The sequence below is a fragment of the Planobispora rosea genome, assembly GCF_014648175.1.
Lineage (GTDB): Bacteria > Actinomycetota > Actinomycetes > Streptosporangiales > Streptosporangiaceae > Planobispora > Planobispora rosea.
The window spans coordinates 176,343-193,764 of record NZ_BMQP01000014.1 but is presented as its reverse complement, the minus strand read 5'-3'; the positions used below and the strand labels follow the sequence as shown (position 1 = coordinate 193,764).

The window sequence follows — 17,422 nt, the reverse complement described above, 5'->3', positions numbered from 1 at the left end:
CTCCTGCCCGCCGCCGCGGCACAACTTCACCTCGCTGCCGCGCATCCGCTCCGAGCGCCCGGCCTTCGACCTCAAACACCCGCACATCACGGATCCGGCGCCCCGGCTCGGCCCGCCAGGCCCCGCCGAGAAGACCTGAATCCTCTCCCGTCACCGGGCGGAGGACGCATGACAAGGAGCCACGCCTCATGAACCTGTCGAGGAGAGAGGCCCGGGTTCTGGCGGAGATCGAACGGACGCTCCGGCGGCAGGACCGCGCCTTCGCCAGCAGCATCGACGCCCTGAACGCCGTACGACCCGAACGGGCGGGCCGGCGGTTCGCCTGCAGGGTCAGCCGCCGGGAACTCGCCTACCTGGCGCTGGCCACCCTGACGCTCGCCGTGACCCCGCCCGTGCTGATCGTGACCCTGTCCGGCCCGCCGTGCAGTGGGCCTGCCGTCGTGTCGGCCGCGCGGGCGGCCACCGCCCCCGGGACACCCGACCAGGATCAGCGGCTCCCCGGCTGCACGCCGTGACCGCTGCCGGGATCACCGGGCCAGGCGGTGACGACGGGCAGGAGGGCGATCCCTCGCCTCCCTCACGGGGGCCGGGAGTCCCTCCGGCCGGTTCCGGCGGTCTCCGGCCAAGTTCAGTCCAACGTTTCCCATGATCCGGTTCCCTCCAGAGGGCCGGGGTATCTAGCGCTGCGCAATACGACAAGCAGCACGAAACAGGGCTGCGGTGATCCTCGCCTCCGGGAGTCGGAGTGAATCCAGTCATTCGCACGCGCTCGCAGACCAGTGGCGCCGGCGCGCATCCGCGCGTCACCCGTCAGCCTGTCCCCGCGTCGCCTCGCTGCAGAAACCGCGGAAAGATCCGCGACGACGCGCCGGTCACCGGGAGGGCGCTGTGACGACCTACAAGCCGCCCGCCGGTGAGCCGCTGGCCGTCGCGCCGGTCCGCACCGAGCGCAAGGGCACGATCATCGCGAAGTGGATGTCGTCCACCGATCACAAGGTCATCGGGCACCTCTACCTGATCACCTCGTTCGTGTTCTTCCTGATCGGCGGCGTCATGGCGCTGGTCATCCGGGCGGAGCTGGTCCACCCGGGTCTGCAGGTGGTCAGCAACGAGCAGTTCAACCAGCTGTTCACCATGCACGGCACGATCATGCTCCTGATGTTCGCCACGCCGCTGTTCGCCGCCTTCGCCAACGAGCTGATGCCGCTGCAGATCGGTGCGCCGGACGTGGCCTTCCCGCGCCTGAACATGGTCAGCTACTGGCTGTTCCTGTTCGGAAGCCTGATCGCGATCTCCGGGTTCCTCACCCCCGACGGGGCGGCCGCCTTCGGCTGGTTCGCCTACACCCCGCTGTCGAACGAGATCGCCTCACCCGGCGTCGGCGGCGACCTGTGGCTCATGGGCCTGACCATGAGCGGCCTGGGCACCATCCTCGGCTCGGTCAACTTCATCACCACGATCATCTGCATGCGCGCGCCCGGCATGACCATGTTCCGCATGCCGATGTTCACCTGGAACGTGCTGCTGACCTCGATCCTGGTGCTGATGGCCTTCCCGGTGCTGGCCGCCGCGCTGCTGGCCCTGGAGGCCGACCGGCAGCTGGGCACGCACATCTTCGACGCGGCCACCGGCGGCGCGCTGCTCTGGCAGCACCTGTTCTGGTTCTTCGGTCACCCCGAGGTCTACATCATCGCGCTGCCGTTCTTCGGCATCGTGACCGAGGTGATCCCGGTCTTCAGCCGCAAGCCGCTGTTCGGCTACATCGGCCTGGTCGGCGCCACCATCGCCATCGCCGGTCTGTCGATCGCGGTGTGGGCGCATCACATGTTCCCGACCGGCCAGGTGCTGCTGCCGTTCTTCTCGTTCATGACCTTCCTGATCGCGGTCCCGACCGGGGTGAAGTTCTTCAACTGGATCGGCACCATGTGGCGCGGCCACATCTCGCTGCAGTCGCCGATGCTGTTCGCGGTCGGCTTCCTGGTCACCTTCCTGTTCGGCGGCCTGACCGGCATCATCCTGGCCTCGCCCCCGCTGGACTTCCACGTCACCGACTCCTACTTCGTGGTGGCCCACTTCCACTACGTGGTCTTCGGCACCGTGGTCTTCGCGATGTTCGCCGGCTTCTACTTCTGGTGGCCGAAGTTCACCGGCAAGATGCTCAACGACACGCTCGGCAAGGTGCACTTCTGGATGCTGTTCATCGGCTTCCACACCACCTTCCTGGTCCAGCACTGGCTGGGCGCCGAAGGCTTCCCGCGCCGCTACGCCGACTACAGCGACATCGACGGCTTCACCGACCTGAACATGGTCTCCTCGATCGGCGCGTTCGTCCTGGGCGCCTCCACGCTGCCGTTCCTGTACAACGTGTGGCACACCGCGCGCCACGCTCCGCGGGTGACCGTGGACGATCCCTGGGGCTACGGCAACTCGCTGGAGTGGGCGACCTCCTGCCCGCCGCCGCGGCACAACTTCACCTCGCTGCCGCGCATCCGCTCCGAGCGCCCCGCCTTCGACCTCAAACACCCGCACATCTCGGCCCCGGCGCCCCAGCTCGGCGCCACCGGCCCAGCCGAGAAGCCCTGACCGGACCCCCTCACCCGTCACCGGGCGAGGGACCGCACATCAAGGAGCCACGCCTCATGAACCTGTCGAGGAGGGAGGCCCGGGCTCTGACGGAGATCGAGCGGATGCTCCGGCGGCAGGACCGCGCCTTCGCCAGAAGCATGGACGCCCTGAACGCCGTACGGCCGGTCAGAGCCGGCCACCGGTTCGCCTGCAGGGTCAGCCGCCGGGAATTCTTCTACCTGGCGCTGGCCACCCTGACGCTCGCCGTGATCCCGCCGGTGCTGATCGTGGCGCTGTCCGGCCCGCCGTGCGGAGCGCGGAGCGCCGGGCCGGCCACGCCGATGGCGGCCGCTCCCGGGACGCCCGACCGGCCGCAGCGGCTCCCCGGCTGCCCGCCGTGACGGGCCGGGACATGCCGGGACGACCTGTGCAGCGGTTTCCTCCGGTTCCCTTCCCTTGACCTTCACACCGATGTGACGCCTTACCGTCCCGAGTGTCGCTGATCCGGGAAAGCAAGGAGTACGTCGATGTCGGGTGCTGTGATCATTGGTGCGGGTCCGGGGATCGGGCAGGCCGTGGCTCGCCGGTTCGCCGCGGAAGGGCTGCCGATCACGTTGATCGCCCGGAGCGGCCGGACGCTGCGCGCCGCGGCCGAGGCGGTCGCCCCCAGCGGCGTCCCGGTCGTCGCACTGGAGGCCGACAGCACCGACCAGGCGGGGCTGAACGCCGCGCTCGACAGGGCGGCCGGCGGACACGGCGTGCCGGACGTCGTGGTGTACAACGCCGCGGTCATCCAGCAGGACGCGCCGGGCGAGCTGTCGGTACGCGGTCACATGGAGGCCTGGGCGGTGAACGTGGTCGGCGCGCTCAACGCCGCGGCTCATGTCGCGCCCGCCATGGCGGCACGCGGGAACGGAACGATCCTCATCACGGGCGGCATGCCCGAGCCCAAGCCGCAGTATGTGAGCCTCTCGCTGGGCAAGGCGGGGGTCCGCACCCTGGTCACGCTGCTCGACCAGGAGTACGGCCCATCCGGGGTGCACGTGGCGAGCGTCACTGTGGCCGGTCCGGTCGCCCCGGGCACCGACTTCGACCCGGACGCCATCGCCGAGCACTACTGGCGGCTGCACACCCAGCCGTCATCCCGGTGGGAGCACGAGGTTCTGCACGCGGGTTCCCCACGGTGACCGGCGCCCGGTCGGGTCAGGCGTAGTGGCGGTAGACGGCCTGGGCCACGCAGGCGGGCTTCTCACCGCCGTCGATCTCCACGGTGAAGGTCAGGTGCATCTGCACGCCGCCCCTGACCTCCTCCACCGCGTCCACGACGCCGGCCAGGCGGATCTTCGCGCCGACGCGGACGGGACTGGGGAAACGGACCTTGTCCAGGCCGTAGTTGATGCTCATGGAGACGCCGCCGATCTCCAGGAGCTGGTTGAACAGGGGGATGACCAGGGACAGGGTCAGGTAACCGTGGGCGATCGGGGCGCCGAAGGGGCCGTCCACGGCCCGCTCGGGGTCGGTGTGGATCCACTGGTGGTCGTCGGTGGCGTCGGCGAAGGTGTTCACCCGGTCCTGGGTGATCTCCAGCCATTCCGTGCGCCCGAGGTCGGCGCCGGCCAGGGCCTTCAGTTCGTGGAGTCCGTGTGCGGTGGCGGGCATGTCGGGGGTCCTTTCCCTGGGGGTGTTGTGGGGGTGCGGGTCTGAGGGGATGCCGGAGAGGGCGCGGGTTCAGGCCCCGGAGGCCGGGGCCGCGGGGGAATCGCGCAGCGCGGACTTGACGATCTTCCCCGAGGGGGTGCGGGGGAGCGTCTCGGCCCGGATGACGGATTTGGGGATCTTGTATTTGGCGAGCCGTCCCCGCAGGAAGTCCAGGATGTCGTCGGCGATGTCGCCGGCGCCCGGCCTGAGCACGACGACGGCCCGGCCGACCTCGCCCCAGACGGCGTCGGGGACGCCGATGACGGCGCACTCGGCGACGGCGGGGTGCTCCAGGATCGCCTGCTCGACCTCGGCCGGGTAGACGTTCTCCCCGCCGGAGACGAACATGTCCTTGATCCGGTCGACGATGTAGGCGTAGCCGTCCTCGTCCAGCCGGGCGACGTCGCCGGTGCGCAGCCACTCGCCGGGGGCGATGGGCTGCGCGCCCCAGTAACCGGTCATGACGTTGGGCCCCTGGACGAGGATCTCCCCCTCCTCGCCCGGCGCGGTGTCGCGGCCGTCCTGGCGGACCACGCGCGCGTCGGTGAAGAAGTGCGGCACTCCGGCCGAGCCCGCCTTGGCCACGGCCTGCTCCGCCGGGAGGTACAACACGCCGGGGGAGGCCTCGGTCATGCCGTACCCCTGGCTGAAGGCCAGGCCGCGCTCCAGGTAGGTCTCGATGGTGCGCAGCGGGACCGGCGCGCCGCCGCAGTTGAGCGTGCGCAGGCTCGACAGGTCGGTCCCGGCCCAGCGCGGATGGGCGGCCATGGCGTCGAACATGGTGGGCACGCCGAACATCTGCGTGATCCGCTCGGTCTCGATCAGCTCCAGCACCCGGCCGGGATCGAACGCGCCGAGCAGCACCACCCGGCCGCCCTTGAGGACGGTGGGCAGGCAGGTCATGTTCAGCCCCGCGGTGTGGAACAGCGGGGCGACCACCAGCGTCGCCTCATCGGTCAGGACGTCGATGTCGACGAGGACGTTGACGCTGTTCCAGGTGATGTTGGCGTGCGAGAGCACGGCCCCCTTGGGCCGGCCGGTCGTCCCCGAGGTGTACATGATCATGCAGGGGTCACCGGGGGATACCGGTTCGTCGATCGGCTCGTCCCCGGCCCGGGAGATCAGCCGCTCGTAGTCGTCCAGCGGGACGCGGTGGCGGACGTCCAGCGCCGCGGCCGACTCGGACGGGGCGTGGACGAGGACCCCGGCGCCTGAGTCGGTCAGGTTGAAGGCCAGTTCCGGTACGGCCAGCCGGGTGTTGAGCGGGACGAACACCGCCCCGAGCGCCCCGGCCGCGAACAGCGTCTCCAGGAACGAGGGATGGTTGGGGCCCAGGTAGGCGATCCGGTCGCCGCGCCGTACCCCCAGGTCGCGCAGGGCGTGCGCCAGACGCAGCACCCTCTCGTGCAGCTCCCGGTAGGTCACCCGGCGTCCCTCGTGCACGACGGCGACCCGGCCGGGGGTCTTGCGGGCCCGGCGCGCCGGCCAGGAGCCGATGCCTTGGTTGCGCACGGCGGCCCCTCAGCCCTTGTCCAGGCCGAGCAACCGGACCGCGTTGTCCTTGAGGATCTTCGGCCGGACCTCGGGCTTGATGTCGAGCCGGGCGAAGTCGGCCAGCCAGCGGTCGGGTGAGATGACCGGGTAGTCCGAGCCGAACAGCACCTTGTCCTTGAGCAGCGTGTTGGCGTAGCGCACGAGCTGCGGCGGGAAGTACTTCGGCGACCAGCCCGACAGGTCGATGTAGACGTACGGCTTGTGCGTGGCGACCGCGAGCGCCTCGTCCTGCCAGGGGAAGGACGGGTGCGCCAGGATGATGCGCAGTTCGGGGAAGTCCACGGCCACGTCGTCGATCAGCATCGGGTTGGAGTGCTTCAGCCGGATGCCGCCGCCGCCGGGGACTCCGGCGCCGATGCCGGTCTGCCCGGTGTGGAAGAGCGCGGGGACGCCGAGCTCCTCGATGGCCTCGTACAGCGGGTAGGCCATCCGGTCGTCGGGGGAGAAGTCCTGGATGCTGGGGTGGAACTTGAAGCCGCGGACCCCGTGCTCCTCCACCAGCCGCCGGGCCTGCCGGGCTCCGGCCCGGCCGCGCCGGGGATCGACGCTGGCGAAGGGGATCAGCGCGTCGGCGTGCCCGGCGCAGGCGGCCGCGATCTCCTCGTTGGAGATCGGCGGGTGCCCGGTCGCGCTCTCGGCGTCCACGGTGAAGACCACCGCGGCCATGCGGCGTTCGCGGTAGTAGGCCGCCATCTCCTCGATGGTGGGCTCCCGGGTGCCGTGCACCTTGAAGTAGCGGGCGGAGGCGGCCGAGAGCTCCGGGCTCAGCGACGGGTGCCCGTCGGCGGAGATCTCCGCGTGGGTGTGCACGTCGACGGCGACGAGGGTGTCGAGGTTGAGTGACGTCATCATCGGCTCCTTTCGCGGGCGGTTGAGCGGGGCGGTTGAGGGGGGGCGGTCGAGTAGTCGGCTGAGCGGGCGGCCGGGCCGGCGGCTGGGCCGCCGCCGGGTGGGCGGGTCAGGCTCCGGGAGCCTGCGGGGCGGGGATGCCGTAGCTCTGCGGCTCGCGGCCGACCGAGGAGGACCAGGTCGCGGCGATCGCGTCGGCGCTCCAGCCTCCGTGGGCGTAGGCGGTGGCGATCTCCTGCGGGTGCGACCAGAGGGCGAGCTTGTCGCCCCCGATGCCCACGCACTGGCCCGTGACGCCGGAGGAGGCGTCGGAGGCGAGGAAGACGACCAACTCGGCGACGTCCCCGGGGGTGCCGAACCCCTCGGCCTTGCGCAGCCAGTCAGGCAGCGGCTCGCCGTTGTTCTCCAGCGCCTCGACGTAGGGGGCGAAGGCCGGGATCGTGCGGGTCATCTCGGTCGCCGCGATCGGGACGATCGCGTTGACCGTGACGCCGGACCGGGCCAGCTCCAGCGCCCAGGTGCGGGTCATCGCCGCGATGCCGGCCTTGGCCGCGGCGTAGTTGGTCTGGCCGAAGTTGCCGCGCTGGCCCGCGGGGGAGCAGGCGGTGATGATGCGGCCGCCCCCGCCCTGCTCCCGCATGCGGACCGCAGCGGCCCGGGCGCAGGTGAACGTGCCGCGCAGGTGCACGCGGACCACGTCGTCGAAGTCCTCGTCCGTCATCTTCCACAACACGCGGTCCCGGAGGATGCCCGCGTTGGCGACCATGACGTCCAGCCGGCCGAAGGCGTCGACCGCGCGGTCGACCAGCGCCTGCGCGGTCTCGGCGGTGCCGACCGGCGCGACCTCGGCGACGGCCCGTCCGCCCGCGGCGGTGATCTCCTTGACCGCGCGCCCGGCGGCCTCGGCGTCCACGTCGTTGACCACGACGGCCGCGCCGGCCCCGGCCAGCGCGGAGGCGTAGGCGAATCCGAGACCGCGCCCGCCGCCGGTGATGACCGCGACTTTTCCTGTCAGATCCACAGATGACTCCTCAGCTCACATGTACGGACCTCAGACGTTAGACATTTATATGTCTGCAGTCAACGAAGTGCAGAACTTTATTAGCAGTTCTAGACTTGCCGCGTGACGACCGTGACGACAGCGGACACCGCGACCGGCGACGACGACCACGGCGGGACCGCCGGAGACGAGCAGACGGGCTCGCCGCGGCCGCAGTCCCTGCTCCTGAGCTTTCTGGGCCTGCACGTCCTCGGCCGGGACATCGCGGTCTACTCGGGCAGCGTCATCGACGTGCTGGCCCGGGTCGGGGTCTCCGAGGAGGCCGTCCGCGCCACCCTGGCCCGCATGGTCCGGCGGGACCTGCTGGCCCGGCACCGCCGCGGACGCAAGATGTACTTCGGGCTCACCGGCCGCTCCGGCGCCGTCCTGCGCGACGGCCACGACCGCATCTGGGGCACCGGGGTGGTCAACCGGGAGTGGGACGGCACGTGGACGCTGGTCGGCTTCTCCCTGCCGGAGGCCTGGCGCCGTCAACGGCACGACCTGCGCACCCGTCTCGTGTGGGCGGGCTTCGGCCCCCTGCAGAACGGTCTGTGGATCGCTCCAGGCAGCATCGACGTCCCCCCGGTGGTGGCGGGGCTCGACCTGGACGGCCACCTCAACGTGATGCGGGCCCGCGCGGCAGAGCCGACCGAGGCCGCCCAGCTCGTCCACCGCGCGTTCGACACCGACGGCATCGCCGCCCGGTACCGGGCCTTCCTGGACCGCTGGGACCGCCCCGACCCCGTGCCGGCCGTCCCCGACGACTTCACCCGCCAGCTCCTGCTGCACACCGACTGGCTCCAGCTGGTGCGCTCCGATCCCCGTCTGCCCGCCGAGCACCTGCCCGCCGACTGGCCCGCCATCCGGGCCGAGCAGGTCTTCCGCGCCCTGTCCCACCGCTACGGCACCACCTCGCGGGAACAGGCCGGGGCCACCCTGGACACCGTCCCGGTGCCTCCCGGGGACCGGGACGCGCCCGCCCCGCCGAGCGGGTGACCACTCAGACGCCGTGGCGCCCGTGCGGGCGGCCGCCGCCCGGCGGTGCCGCTCCTACAGGGGCGGGACGAGCCGGGGCGCCCGGTCCTCGATCGCCTGGGCGGCGTCGAGGACGACGTCCTCGGCGAACCGTCCGCCGATGAGCTGGACGCCGATCGGGAGTCCGTCGGCCAGCCCGGCCGGCACGGAGACGCCGGGGAACCCCAGCACCGGCAGGGCGGTCATCGGCCACTGCGCTGCGACGACGGCGCGTCCGCGCACCGGGTCGTCGATGTCGGCGTCCTGCTCGAAGGGCGGCTCGGCCGAGACCGGGGTCAGCAGGATCCTGTCCCGTCCCAGCAGCTCCTGGAGCCGGGTGATGAGCGTCGCCCGGCGGGCCCAGCCCTGGATGTAGTCCTGGATGTCGGGCTTGTCGCCCCATAGCTCCGCGGCGTACTCGTAGGCGTAGCGCATGTGGACGCGCAGCCCCTCGTCGGCCATCGCCAGCATTCCGGGCAGTCCGGGTCGCATGTCCTCGAACAGGAGCAGGGACCACAGCCGTGACGCCTCGGCGAGCAGCGGCAGCTCCAGCTCCTCCACCTCGTAGCCTGCCTCGGCCAGCCATCGCGCCGCGTCGTCCAGTGCGGCGTTGACGGACGGGTGCGGTGCGGCGAGGCCCACGTCGCGGACGAGCCCGACGCGGACCGGCCCGGCCGCCGGTGCGGCCTCGGGCAGCGCGGGGACGCCGAACGGGTCGCGCAGGTCGGGGCCGGCCATCACCCGCAGGGCCAGGCGGGCGTCGGCCACGTTCCTGCCCAGCGGGCCCTGGACCGCCCACGCCTGGAAGGTGAGGGGCTCCTCGATCGGGCTGTCCTGGGGCGCCATCCAGTTGGACACCAGGCCGACCGTCGGGCGGATGCCGACCACGCCGCAGCACGCGGCGGGGAAGCGGATCGACCCGCCGATGTCGTTGCCCTGCGCCAGCGGGGTCATGCCGGCGGCGAGGGAACTGGCCGCGCCGCCGCTGGAACCGCCCGGCGTGTGGCCGGCGCTCCACGGGTTGAGGGTCCTGCCGTGCGCGTCGTTGGTGGAGAACCAGCGCACCGAGAACGCGGGCACGTTGCTCCGGCCGAGGAAGATAGCGCCCGCGCCGCGCAGGGCGCTGACGCACGCGTCGTCCTCGGCGGCCGTCGCGCCGGCCAGGGCCGCGATCCCGTGGCTCATCAGACGCCCCTTCTGCGGCGTGTTGAGCTTGGTCGAGACGGGCACGCCGTGCAGCGGGCCGAGCGTCTCACCGGCGGCGACCGCCTCGTCGGCCCGGCGCGCGTCGGCCAGGGCCTCCTCGGGACGGACGTCGACGAGGGCGTTCAGCGTGGGATTGACCGCGTCGATCCTGTTCAGGCAGGACTCCACGGCATCGACCGCCGAGATCTCCCGGGCGCGGATTCCCGCCGCGAGCTGGGTCGCGGACAACTGCCAGAGTTCCATGCCTGCTCCTGGATGGTCATGAATGGGGAGCCCCTGTCCGTGCCGGGGCGTCGGTGCCCGTCGGTGCCCGTCCGTGCCCGTCCGTGCCCGTCCGTGCCCGTCGGAGGTCGCCGACGGGTACCGACGGCCGGAAGGCGGATCGGCACCGGTGATGCCGAGGAGGGTACGTCATGCAACGCTGATGTACAACGGTGTTGTATATCCGGCCCGTCTCTCGTTACCCTGCCGCCATGCCGGTGGAGATTGACATCGCCCAGCGCCTCGCGGCCATCGCCGACGCCACCCTGGAGATCGTGGCGGCGGAGGGCATCGACGGGGTGACCATAAGAGCCGTGGCCAGGCGGGTGGGCGGCTCCACGACGCTCGTCACCAACTATCTGCCCACGCGTGAAGCCCTGCTACGCAACGCCGTCGAGCACGCGCTCGCGTCCTGGGGCGCGGAGGTGGGGCAGGTCGCCGAGGAGGCCGCCGAGGGGGAGCGGCTGTCCACCGTGGCCCGCTGGGCCTGTTCGACCGAGGGAGACGATCAGGTGCTGCGCAGGCTCTTCATGGAGATCCTCGGCCGGGCCGGGCCGGAGTCGGAGGCCGCCCGCGTCCTGCGGGAGGACGCGCGGCAGGGCCGCGACCTGCTGGCCGACGCCGCCCGCGACGCCGGGGCGGCCGACGCCGCGTTCACCGCCGACGTCCTGCATCTCGTCCTTCGCGGGTTCTACCTGTCCAGCCTGGAGGATCCCGAGCGCTGGACCGGCGAACGGGTCACTCCGCTCGTCGAGCGGCTCGTCCGCCTTCTGATCACCGCTCCGTAGATCCCTCCCCGCAGAGAGGCGCCGCGGATGAACCCGTGCGAGACGCCCCGGTGGCCGTCCCGTCTCAGGGGCGTGCGGCCTGCCCGGCGCGGTCCGCCCGGAGCGCCTCGATCATCTGGGTGGCCAGGGCCTTCATCCCCGCGTGGCGCGATGCCGGAAACGGCAGCGGCGCCAGGGTGGAGTGGCCGAAGGCCATGCAGACGAGGGCGTAGGCGAGCTGCAGGCTCTCGGCCGACTCGCAGCCGGGGACCGCCTCGCGGATCGTCTTGGCGATCTCGCGTTCCAGCCGGCTGTAGCTGTCGTAGATCCGGCCGCGGAGCCGTACGTCGTGCATCGCCCCGCTGATGAGCGCCTCGATGACGAGGTCGTCCTCGTTGCGGGCCATCTGCGGCCCGAAGAGGAAGTCGACGAGCGCGCGCAGCTGCGCGTCCGGCGGGCGGTCCGTCAGGGCGGCGTGCATCGCCTCGAAGTACGGCGTGATGACGTGGTCCCACAGGGCGTCGATGAGTTCGTCGCGGTTGCCCACGTAGTGCCGGATGTGCGAGCGGCTCATGCCCGCCGCGGCCGCGATCCGCTCCTGAGTGCTCCCGGCCAGACCGTGGGTGGCCACCGACTGGGCGGCCGCCTTCAGGATCTGCTTCCGCCGTTGCTCGGCGAGGCTGGGTCTCCCCACCCGATCCCCTTCAGTAGTTTTGCATTTGTAACAATCAACTTACTTTCCAGCATAGCACCGTGATCCATTCGGGGCGGGCGGTGGATCCGGTATTTCCCGCCTGCTGGGGCCGATGTTCACCGCATGCTTCCCGCTCATCTATTTTTGTTTTGCACTATTGACAATCAATTGGCAAGCGCCCACGCTAAGTGGCACGACCTGGGCGCCGGGTCCGTCCACCTCCGCCGCGCAGACGCGGCAGGTCGACCGCCTCGCGCCGCAGCGCGCCGCAGCCGGGGACCGGTCCCCCTCATCCGGCGACGCAGATCGTCTCGGCCCGCATCCGCATCACGCACGAAGGGTCCCCCATGACACGTCCCCGCCTGGCCGCCCTCACCGCGGTCCTCGCCGGTACCTGCACGCTCGCCGCGTGCTCGGCAGCGCCCGACGACGGCGACCCGGCCGCCGGGCGGGCGTTCGCCCCGGCGGTCACCACGTCCGTCCCGGCCCCGACCAAGAATGTCGAGGCCGTCACCTGGAACCTGGCCACGGGCGAGCCCGCCACACTGGACCCCGCCATGGCCGGCGTCGAGTCGATCAGCACGGTCGTGGCCAACATGTGCGAGGGCCTGTTCACCCTCGGCCCGGACTACCGGCTCCAGCCCGCCCTGGCCACCGGGTTCGCCCACCCGGACCCGCTCACCTACGTGATCAGCCTGCGCGAGGGCGTGACGTTCTGGGACGGCAGGCCGGTCACCGCCGAGGACGTCGTCTACAGCGTCAGGCGCATCCTCGACCCCAAGCTCGGCTCGTCGTGGATCGGCTGGGCGGTGAACCTGGAGGGCGTCGAGGCCACCGGCGGCAACGAGATCACCGTGAAGCTGAAGAAGCCGGACGTCATGATCCCGAACTTCTTCGCCATGCCCGCCTTCTACGTCGTGCAGAAGGACTTCGCCGAGGCCGCCGGCCGCGACTTCGGCACCGCCAGGGGCGGCGTGATGTGCACCGGCCCCTACAGGTACGGCTCCTGGACCCAGGGCCAGGACATCACCCTGACCCGCAACGACGCCTGGTGGAACACCGAGGTCAAGCCCAGGATCAAGGATCTGCGCTTCACCTTCGTCGCCGACCCCTCCGCCCAGACCGCGGCGCTGGCCAGCGGTGACGTGGACGGCCAGTTCATCGTCCCGCGCGCCGCCCACAAGCAGCTCGCCGCCAAGGGCAACATGTTGTTCGGCACGAGCCTGTCGCCCACGTTCCTGGCGGTGCTCAACCCGGACGGCGCGCTCTCCGACCCCGCCACCCGTCAGGCCCTGCGGGCCCTGATCGACTACAAGGGCATCATCGGATCGGTCTACCAGGGTACGGCGCAGCCGCTGCGGGCTCTGGTCCCGCCGGCGGCCTGGGGCTACGGCAAGGAGGTCTTCCAGGCGGAGTACGACAAGCTGCCCGAGCCGGTCCAGGACCTGGAGAAGGCCAAGACCCTCGTCGGCCGGTCCGCCAAGGCCAAGGAGAAGATCGTCCTGGCCTACACGACGGCCAGCGAGGAGGAGACCCGGATCGCCACCGCGATCGCCGACGCGGCCACCCAGGTGGGCATGGACATCGAGCTGAAGCCCCTCACCGGCGAGCAGTTCGGCGCGATCTTCGCCGCCCCGCAGGCGCGCGCGGGCCTGGACCTCTTCCTGGTGACCGGCTACCTCGACTTCCCCGAGCCGCTCTCGTACTACCAGTTCTTCACCAGCAGCAGTTTCTACAACTTCCCCGGATACAAGAACAAGGACTACGACACCGCGGTCTTCACCGCGATGGTCACGGAGGACCCCACCGCCCGCGCCCGCGAGGTGGCCAAGGCACAGGCCCTCATGGCCGAGGACCTGGTCAACATCCCGATCGCGACGCAGTACGTCAACGTCTACTACGGGCCGGAGCTGACCGGTCTCGTCCCGCGGCAGAGCTACCTCATCACTCCGTGGGCGACCGCCCTCGGCGGTAAGTGACGATGAAGCGCACACTCGCGGACCGGAACAGGAAGCGCACGTTCGCGGGCTGGATCGGCAGACGCGCTCTCGGCGGAGTCCTCACCGTCCTGCTCGCGTCGATCCTCATCTACGGCGCACTCCGGCTGGCCCCCGGAGACCCGGTCCTGGCGATGACCGGCGGCCGCCGCCTCACCCCGGACCAGGTCGAGGCACTGCGCCACCGTTACGGGCTCGACCGGGGCTTCATGCAGGGGTATCTGGCGTGGATCGGCGACGCGCTCCGGCTGGACTTCGGGACGTCGATGCACTACCAGACCGGCGTCACCTCCCTCATCGCGAACCGGCTCGGCGTGTCCGGCCTGCTGATCCTGTACTCGGCGGTCCTGGCGGTCGTGTCCGGGTTCGCGGTGGCGCTGGCGTCCGCGGTCAAGGGCGGCCCGGTCAACCGGGTCGCGGGCATCGTGGCGGCGGTCACCACCGCCACGCCGACGTTCGTGTCGGCCATCGGGCTCCTGTCGCTCTTCTCGGTCGGCCTCGGCTGGTTCCCCGCCACCGGCGCGGGCACCGGCCTGGCCGACCGGCTCTGGCACCTGACCCTGCCCGCGACCGCCATGGCGCTCGTCGCCTTCGGCGTCCTGGCCCGGGTCGGCAATGCGGCGTTCGCCGAGGAACTGCGCCGCGAGCACGTGGAGGTGGCGCGCAGCCGCGGGGTGGGCACCGCCGCCGTGATCCGCAGGCACGTGGTGCGCAACGCGCTCGCGCCCATGCTCACGATCGTCGGCCTGCTGCTCGCGAGCCTGTTCGTCGGCACCGCCGTCGTCGAGACCGCGTTCGGCCTCGACGGCGTCGGCTCCCTGCTGGTCAGCTCCGTGTCGCGGCGGGACTTCCCCGTCGTGCAGGGCGTCGCCCTCATCGCGGTCCTGCTGTTCGTGGTGGTCAACACCCTGGTGGACCTGGCGATGCCGTTCATCGATCCGCGCGTGACGGTTGGAGGGCTCGGCCGATGACCCTGACGATCCCCGCGCTCCGGGCACGGAGCGCCAAGAGGCGCCGGCGGCGGCCGTTCACCGTCTCGCTCGCGGTCGCGTTCCTGATCCTCGTCGCGGTCACGGGGCTGCTGGCCCCGGTGCTCGCACCGCACCCCCCGGACGCCACGAGCCTGCTGAACTCCCTGCTGCCCCCGGGAACCGAGGGGCACTGGCTGGGCACCGACTCCACCGGCCGGGACGTGCTGTCCAGGATCATGTACGGCGCCCGCCTCTCGCTGCTCGCGCCCCTGGGCGTGGTGCTGCTGTCGGGAGTGCTCGGGATCGCCGTCGGCCTGCTCGCCGCCCGCGCGGGAGGCTGGGCCGACGCCGTGATCTCGCGCGGCATGGACATCGTCTTCGCCTTCCCCAGCCTGCTGCTGGCGATGCTCGTGGTGGCGGTGTCCGGGCCGGGGCTCACCGCCCCCATCTGCGCCCTGGCCGTCAGCTACACGCCCTTCGTGGGCCGCGTCGTGCGCAGCGTGGCGATCCAGGAGGGCGCGCGGCCGTACATGGAGAGCTACCGCGTCATGGGCTTCGGCGAGCTGTGGGTGACGCTCCGCCACCTGCTGCCCAACGTGATGCCGGTCCTCATCGCGCAGAGCACGCTGGCCTTCGGTTACGCGCTGGTGGACCTGGCGTCCCTGTCCTACCTGGGGCTCGGCGTACGGCCACCGGACGCGGACTGGGGCTCGATGATCAGTCAGGCGCGCAGCGCCATCCTCCAGGGAGAGCCGTGGAGCGGTCTGCTGCCCGGCCTCGTGGTCCTGCTGACCGTCGTGAGCGTCAATGTGCTCGGCGAACACCTCGGCGGATCCATCGGCCGGAAACAGAGTGAGGGAGCGTGAAGGTGCTCGCGAAGAAGACGCTCGCGCGTAGGGAGGCCCCGGGCGGGGGAGCCGGGGACCGGCGGGACGCCCTCCGCATCTCGGAGTTGAGCCTGGCCGTCGGCACGGGAGAGAGGGCGATCCCCCTGCTCGCCGGCGTCACCGTCCGGGTGGGCCGGGGGGAGACCGTCGGCCTGGTCGGCGAGTCCGGCTCGGGCAAGTCGCTGACGGCCAGGACCGCCCTGGGCATGCTGCCCCGCGGCGCGCGCGCCACCGGCGGCGTCACGGTCTCGGACGTGGACGTGCTCGCCGCCGGACGCAGGGAACTGCGCGAGCTGCGGCGCACCCGGGTCTCGATGATCTTCCAGGACCCGCGGGCGTCGATCAACCCGGTCCGCCGCATCGGCGACTACCTCACCGAGGGGCTGCGGGCCCGCGGCGTGCCCGCCCGCGCCGCCGCCGAGCGCGCGCTGGACCTGCTCGACCAGGTCGGCATCCGCGACCCGGGAGGCGCGGTGAGGCGCTTCCCGCACGAGTTCTCCGGGGGCATGCTGCAGCGCGTCGTGATCGCCGGGGCGCTCTCGACGGAGCCGGAGCTGCTCCTGGCCGACGAGCCCACCACCGCCCTCGACGTCACCACCCAGGCCGAGGTGGTCGGGCTGCTGAAGGAGATGCAGCGGGCCCACGGGACCGGCATGCTCTTCGTGACGCACGACCTCGACCTCGCCGCGGCCGTCTGCGACCGCGTCTACGTCATGTACGCCGGGCGCATCGTGGAGGAGGCCGCCAGCGCCTCCCTCTTCGGCGCGCCCGCGCATCCGTACACCCGGGCGCTGCTCGAGGCGAGCCCGTCCGTGCACGGCGACAAGGTCGAGATCAGAGCCATCAGGGGACGCCCGAGAGCGCTCGCCGAGTCACCGTCGGGCTGCTCGTTCCGCGACCGCTGCCCGCTGGCCGGTGACGAGTGCGCCGAGACCGTACCCGACCACCGCCCGCACGGGACGTCCCTCGTCGCGTGCCTCCGCCCGGAACAGGTGACCCCGTGACCGCAGGTGACGCCGTGACCGCAGGTGTTCCCACGACCGCAGATGACGCCGTGACGACGGACGGCGCCGTGGACACGCCCGTGCTGAGCGTGACGTCCCTGGTGAAGACGTTCGGGCGGTTCACCGCGGTCGACGACGTGAGCTTCGAGCTGATGCCCGGCGCCTCGCTCGGAATCGTCGGCGAGTCGGGATCGGGCAAGACGACCACGGCCCGCATCCTCGCCGGCCTGGAGCAGCCGACCTCCGGGACCGTCACCCTCGACGGCGAGGTCGTCGAGGGGCATTCGCGCCGCGCCCGCCTCCGGCACGCGCGGCGGATCCAGATGATCTTCCAGGATCCGTACGGCTCCTTCGACCCCCGCCAGACCATCGCCCAGTCCATCGCCGAACCCCTGCGGCTGCACGCGCCGGGCTCCCGCAAGGAGCACCGGGCCCGCGTCGGCGAGCTCCTGGACCAGGTCGGGCTGAGCGGCCGGGCGGGGGAGTCGCTCCCGCGCGACCTGTCGGGCGGGCAGCGGCAGCGGGCCGCCATCGCCCGCGCGCTCGGCATCGCCCCGCGCGTCCTGGTGCTGGACGAGGCGGTCGCCGCGCTCGACGTCTCGATCCAGGCCCAGATCCTCACCCTCCTGGACGAGCTGCGCAGGGAGACCGGCATCTCGTACGTCTTCGTCAGCCACGACCTGGCGGTCGTCCGCTACATCACCGACACGGCGATCGTGATGCGGCACGGCCGCGTCGTCGAGCGCGGCGAGACCGAGCGGATCCTGCGCAGCCCGCAGCACCCCTACACCCGCCTGCTGCTCGACTCGATCCCCTCGCCGGGCTGGGACCTCGACCGGGTGGCTCAGGACCGCCGCGCGCTCGACCTGCGCTGAGGACCCCGTCGAGACCTCACTGATTCCCTCGCTTCTCG

17 protein-coding genes are annotated in these 17,422 nt (G+C 71.6%); 11 read left to right on the top strand and 6 right to left on the bottom strand.

Features of this window, described 5'->3' with window-relative positions:
* Window positions 1-188 precede the first annotated feature (188 nt).
* The 4 genes from IEZ08_RS16525 to IEZ08_RS16510 all read left to right on the top strand — a co-directional run bounded on the left by IEZ08_RS16525 (window position 189) and on the right by IEZ08_RS16510 (window position 3,752).
* Window positions 189-515: a DUF3040 domain-containing protein gene (locus IEZ08_RS16525; protein WP_189242426.1), complete on the top strand. Its 327-nt coding sequence runs from the start codon at window positions 189-191 to the stop codon at window positions 513-515.
* A 373-nt stretch (window positions 516-888) separates the two neighbouring features.
* Complete coding sequence (gene ctaD / locus IEZ08_RS16520) at window positions 889-2,583, top strand: aa3-type cytochrome oxidase subunit I (protein ID WP_444544054.1); 1,695 nt, start codon at window positions 889-891, stop codon at window positions 2,581-2,583.
* Between the two features lie 56 nt (window positions 2,584-2,639).
* Complete coding sequence (locus IEZ08_RS16515; protein ID WP_068923226.1) at window positions 2,640-2,966, top strand: DUF3040 domain-containing protein; 327 nt, start codon at window positions 2,640-2,642, stop codon at window positions 2,964-2,966.
* Window positions 2,967-3,092: 126 nt separating this feature from the next.
* Window positions 3,093-3,752, top strand: a complete 660-nt coding sequence (locus IEZ08_RS16510) for an SDR family NAD(P)-dependent oxidoreductase (RefSeq protein ID WP_068923227.1) — start codon at window positions 3,093-3,095, stop codon at window positions 3,750-3,752.
* A 16-nt stretch (window positions 3,753-3,768) separates the two neighbouring features.
* Here the strand turns inward: IEZ08_RS16510 and IEZ08_RS16505 are convergent, their stop codons facing one another.
* The 4 genes from IEZ08_RS16505 to IEZ08_RS16490 all read right to left on the bottom strand — a co-directional run bounded on the left by IEZ08_RS16505 (window position 3,769) and on the right by IEZ08_RS16490 (window position 7,687).
* Window positions 3,769-4,224 carry a MaoC family dehydratase gene (locus IEZ08_RS16505; RefSeq protein WP_068923228.1) on the bottom strand — a complete coding sequence of 152 codons (456 nt, stop codon included), beginning with the start codon at window positions 4,222-4,224 and terminating at the stop codon, window positions 3,769-3,771.
* Between the two features lie 69 nt (window positions 4,225-4,293).
* Entirely contained in the window at window positions 4,294-5,775 is a 1,482-nt protein-coding gene (locus IEZ08_RS16500; protein ID WP_189242425.1) for an acyl-CoA synthetase, read from the bottom strand.
* 9 nt (window positions 5,776-5,784) lie between these two features.
* Window positions 5,785-6,666: an amidohydrolase family protein gene (locus IEZ08_RS16495; RefSeq protein ID WP_068923230.1), complete on the bottom strand. Its 882-nt coding sequence runs from the start codon at window positions 6,664-6,666 to the stop codon at window positions 5,785-5,787.
* A gap of 109 nt (window positions 6,667-6,775) precedes the next feature.
* Window positions 6,776-7,687, bottom strand: coding sequence for an SDR family NAD(P)-dependent oxidoreductase (locus IEZ08_RS16490; protein ID WP_189242424.1), 912 nt, complete (start codon window positions 7,685-7,687; stop codon window positions 6,776-6,778).
* A 102-nt stretch (window positions 7,688-7,789) separates the two neighbouring features.
* On the opposite strand from IEZ08_RS16490, the gene IEZ08_RS16485 reads away from it, so the two are divergent.
* A complete protein-coding gene (locus IEZ08_RS16485) occupies window positions 7,790-8,704 on the top strand; it encodes a PaaX family transcriptional regulator (protein WP_229803162.1) in 915 nt (304 codons plus the stop codon).
* A 54-nt stretch (window positions 8,705-8,758) separates the two neighbouring features.
* Here the strand turns inward: IEZ08_RS16485 and IEZ08_RS16480 are convergent, their stop codons facing one another.
* Window positions 8,759-10,171, bottom strand: coding sequence for an amidase (locus IEZ08_RS16480; RefSeq protein ID WP_068923232.1), 1,413 nt, complete (start codon window positions 10,169-10,171; stop codon window positions 8,759-8,761).
* A 230-nt stretch (window positions 10,172-10,401) separates the two neighbouring features.
* Between IEZ08_RS16480 and IEZ08_RS16475 the strand changes: the two genes are divergently transcribed.
* Window positions 10,402-10,977 (top strand): TetR/AcrR family transcriptional regulator, encoded by a 576-nt coding sequence (locus IEZ08_RS16475; protein ID WP_068923233.1) that lies wholly within the window; start codon window positions 10,402-10,404, stop codon window positions 10,975-10,977.
* Between the two features lie 64 nt (window positions 10,978-11,041).
* Here the strand turns inward: IEZ08_RS16475 and IEZ08_RS16470 are convergent, their stop codons facing one another.
* Complete coding sequence (locus IEZ08_RS16470) at window positions 11,042-11,650, bottom strand: TetR/AcrR family transcriptional regulator (protein ID WP_068923234.1); 609 nt, start codon at window positions 11,648-11,650, stop codon at window positions 11,042-11,044.
* A gap of 347 nt (window positions 11,651-11,997) precedes the next feature.
* On the opposite strand from IEZ08_RS16470, the gene IEZ08_RS16465 reads away from it, so the two are divergent.
* The 5 genes from IEZ08_RS16465 to IEZ08_RS16445 are packed head-to-tail and all read left to right on the top strand — an operon-like array spanning window position 11,998 to window position 17,384.
* On the top strand, window positions 11,998-13,629 hold the full coding sequence (locus IEZ08_RS16465) for an ABC transporter substrate-binding protein (RefSeq protein WP_068923235.1): 1,632 nt from the start codon (window positions 11,998-12,000) through the stop codon (window positions 13,627-13,629).
* Between the two features lie 2 nt (window positions 13,630-13,631).
* Window positions 13,632-14,618 (top strand): ABC transporter permease, encoded by a 987-nt coding sequence (locus tag IEZ08_RS16460; protein WP_068923236.1) that lies wholly within the window; start codon window positions 13,632-13,634, stop codon window positions 14,616-14,618.
* The gene (locus tag IEZ08_RS16455; protein WP_068923237.1) at window positions 14,615-15,484 is read left to right on the top strand and encodes an ABC transporter permease; all 870 of its coding nucleotides are present in this window, start codon (window positions 14,615-14,617) and stop codon (window positions 15,482-15,484) included. The genes IEZ08_RS16460 and IEZ08_RS16455 overlap by 4 nt, the downstream gene beginning before the upstream one ends.
* A complete protein-coding gene (locus IEZ08_RS16450; protein ID WP_229803160.1) occupies window positions 15,481-16,509 on the top strand; it encodes an ABC transporter ATP-binding protein in 1,029 nt (342 codons plus the stop codon). The genes IEZ08_RS16455 and IEZ08_RS16450 overlap by 4 nt, the downstream gene beginning before the upstream one ends.
* The gene (locus tag IEZ08_RS16445; protein WP_084780036.1) at window positions 16,506-17,384 is read left to right on the top strand and encodes an ABC transporter ATP-binding protein; all 879 of its coding nucleotides are present in this window, start codon (window positions 16,506-16,508) and stop codon (window positions 17,382-17,384) included. The genes IEZ08_RS16450 and IEZ08_RS16445 overlap by 4 nt, the downstream gene beginning before the upstream one ends.
* Window positions 17,385-17,422: the final 38 nt, after the last annotated feature.